The 3,173-nt window shown below is 62.8% G+C and carries 3 protein-coding genes; all 3 read right to left on the minus strand.

Translation table 11 applies throughout. The features are described from left to right. Positions 1–1,231: gamma-aminobutyraldehyde dehydrogenase (locus EN943_RS36210; protein WP_164778581.1), on the minus strand; the 1,231-nt coding region annotated here is incomplete at its 3' end. 104 nt (positions 1,232–1,335) lie between these two features. After that, positions 1,336–2,151, minus strand: a complete 816-nt coding sequence (locus EN943_RS36215; protein ID WP_127416529.1) for an ABC transporter permease — start codon at positions 2,149–2,151, stop codon at positions 1,336–1,338. Beyond that, entirely contained in the window at positions 2,141–3,088 is a 948-nt protein-coding gene (locus EN943_RS36220) for an ABC transporter permease (RefSeq protein ID WP_127416530.1), read from the minus strand. The genes EN943_RS36215 and EN943_RS36220 overlap by 11 nt, the downstream gene beginning before the upstream one ends. Positions 3,089–3,173 lie beyond the last annotated feature (85 nt).

The following is a 3,173-nucleotide window of genomic DNA, read 5'->3' on the forward strand; positions in this document are numbered from 1 at the left end:
AGACCGATGACGCCAGGCCGTAGTCGCTGTCATTGGCCCAGTTCACCGCCTCGTCGACTTCCGAAAAACGAGTAATCGAGACGACCGGCCCGAACACTTCGCGGCGCACGATCTCGTCTTCCTGCAGCGCGCCGGCAACGACTGTCGGCTGGTAGTAGAAGCCGGAACCCTCGCCCGGCTTGCCGCCGGTGGTGATCTCGATGTGCTTCAGTTCCGCGGCGCGCTCGACGAAGCTGGAGACGCGGTCGCGCTGGCGGCGCGAAATCAGCGGCCCGATCTCGTTTTCGGTGTCGTCGGGACGGTCGTACTTGATGGTCGAGACGGCCGAGGACAGATCGGCGACGAGCTTGTCGTAGATCTTCTTGCCGGCGTAGATACGGCAGGCGGCGGTGCAGTCCTGGCCGGCATTGTAATAGCCGAAGGCGCGCAGGCCGTTGACCACGGCGCCGAGGTCGGCGTCGTCGAAAACGATGACCGGCGCCTTGCCGCCGAGTTCGAGATGCGTGCGCTTGACCGATTTTGCGGCTGCCTGCAGCACCTTCTTGCCGGTGGCGACGTCGCCGGTGATCGAGATCATGTTGACCTTGGGATGGTTGATCAGCGTGTTGCCGACGCTGTCGCCGCGGCCGAGAACGACATTGACGACGCCTTCGGGCAGAATATCGGCGAGGATTTTTGCGAGCTTCAGTGCCGTCAGCGGTGTCTGCTCGGACGGTTTGAAGACGACGGTGTTGCCACCCGCGATGGCCGGCGCCAGCTTCCAGGCCATCATCATCAGCGGATAGTTCCACGGCGCGATGGAAGCGACGATGCCGATGGCGTCGCGGCGGACCATCGAGGTATGGCCGGGAATGTATTCGCCAGCGACGACGCCCGGCATCGAACGGACGGCGCCGGCGAAGAAACGATAACAATCGACGATCGCCGGGATTTCGTCATTGAGCACGGCATTAATTGGCTTGCCGCAGTTGAGCGCCTCGAGCGTGGCGAACTCATGTGCAGCAGCCTCGATTCGGTCGGCGATGTTTAGGAGATAGCCGGAGCGTTGCGCCGGCGTGGTGCGCGACCACAAGACGAACGCTCGTTCGGCGGCGGTGACCGCCGCCTCGATCTGCGCCTGGCTGGCCTCGGGCAGGCTGAGGATGGTCGCCCCGGTCTTTGGATTGAGGATCGGCTCCTCGGTTTCGGTGCCCTTCTCGAATTTCGAGCCGATCAGCATCTGGGTGTCCATTGGATTCTCCCTTAACAGGAGCAAATAGGGAGTAGCTGAAAGCGAGTAGGGTTTGACCGTCGATCTTCCCTATTCGCTACTCGCTACTCCCTATTCGCTGTTTTTCATTTCCCGCTTCCGGCGATCTGGTCGCCGTCGCGGGTGAGGTAATAGGCGGCAAGGATCGGCAGCAGCGTCACCAGCATGACGACCATGGCGACTACATTGGTGACCGGGCGCTGGCGCGGGCGGATCAGCTCTTCCAGCATCCAGATCGGCAGCGTCTGCTGCTGGCCGGCGGTGAAGGTGGTGACGATGACCTCGTCGAAAGACAGCGCGAAGGCCAGCATGCCGCCGGCAAGCAGTGCCGTGGCGATGTTGGGCAGCACGACATGGCGGAAGGTCTGGAAACCGTCGGCGCCGAGATCCATCGATGCCTCGATCATCGAACCGGAGGTGCGGCGGAAGCGGGCGACGGCGTTGTTGTAGACGACCACCACGCAGAAGGTGGCGTGGCCAAGCACGATCGTCCAGAACGAGAACGGGATATCGGCAAGCGAAAAGGCCGAGCGCAGCGCGATGCCGGTGATGATGCCGGGCAGCGCGATCGGCAGGATAACCAGCAGCGAGATGGTTTCGCGGCCGAAGAATTTTGTCCGTGACACCGCCGCCGAACAGAGCGTGCCGAGGACGAGCGCGATCGCCGTCGAGATGGCCGCAACCCTGACCGACAGCGACAGCGCCTGCCAGACATCGGGCCGGTTCCAGGTCACGGCGAACCACTGCGTCGTCAGCCCTGGCGGCGGCCAAACGAAACTCTTCTCCTCGGTGGTGAAGGCATAGACGAAGATCAGCAGGATCGGCAAATGCAGGAACAGGAGCCCGCAGGCGGCGGCTATCTTCAGGCCGAGCGGAGCCGACTGGGAACCATCAGAGCGCATCGAAGGCCCCCATGCGCTTGGCGCCCCAGAGGTAGAAGCCCATGATGACGATCGGCACCACGGTGAAGGCGGCGGCGAGCGGGATGTTGCCGGCGGTGCCTTGCTGCGAATAGACCGCCTGGCCTATGAACAGCCGCGAGGTGCCAATGATCTGCGGGATGATGTAGTCGCCGAGCGTCAGCGAGAAGGTGAAGATCGAACCGGCGACAATGCCCGGCAGCGCCAGAGGGAACAGCACGTTGCGGAAGGTCTGCCCCGGAGAGGCGCCGAGATCGGACGAGGCCTCGACCAGATTGCCCGGGACGCGTTCGAGCGCTGCTTGAACGGGAAGGATCATGAACGGTAGCCAGACATAGACGAAGACGATGAAGGTGCCAGTGAACGATACCGACAGCGAATTGCCGCCGACGATCGGCAGCGACAGCCAAGCGTCGAGCACCCACAACAAATGCAGCTTGGCGAGGAGCCAGGTGAGGATGCCTTCCTTGGCCAGGATCAGCTTCCAGGCGTAGATCTTGACCAGATAGCTCGACCACAGCGGCAGCATGATGCCGAGATAGAACAAGGCCTTCCAGCGGCCGCGCGCATAACGCGCCGCGTAGTAGGCGATGGGGAAAGCGATGACGGCCGAGGCCAGCGTGACCAGGGCCGCCATCGTCACCGTGCGCAGGATGATGTCGAGATTGGCGGCCTGGAACAGGTCGCCATAGGTCTTCAGCGTGAACTCACGATTGATGAGGCCGGAAAACTCGTCGATCGAGAAAAAGCTCTGCGCCAGAAGCGCAAACAGCGAGCCGATATAGACGATGCCGAGCCACAGAACCGGCGGCAGCAGCATGAGCAGCAGAAGCACTTTCGGCTTGCGCCAGAAAAGGTCCGACAGCGCGCCGCGTAAGCCGCCGCTGCCGGGCAGGACAGAGGGGGGTGCTTCGCGCAAACCTTCCTCATACCGGCTCGTCCATCAGATGCAGGTGCTCGCGGTTAAAGGTGAGTACGACTGCCTCGCCCTCCCCAGGCAAGGC

Source organism: Mesorhizobium sp. M7A.F.Ca.US.006.01.1.1 (genome assembly GCF_003997935.1).
GTDB lineage: Bacteria > Pseudomonadota > Alphaproteobacteria > Rhizobiales > Rhizobiaceae > Mesorhizobium.

Bases quoted from the DNA above. Each gene is read 5' to 3' on its own strand.
- EN943_RS36215 (WP_127416529.1), bottom strand. From the start codon at position 2,151: ATGCGCTCTGATGGTTCCCAGTCGGCTCCGCTCGGCCTGAAGATAGCC.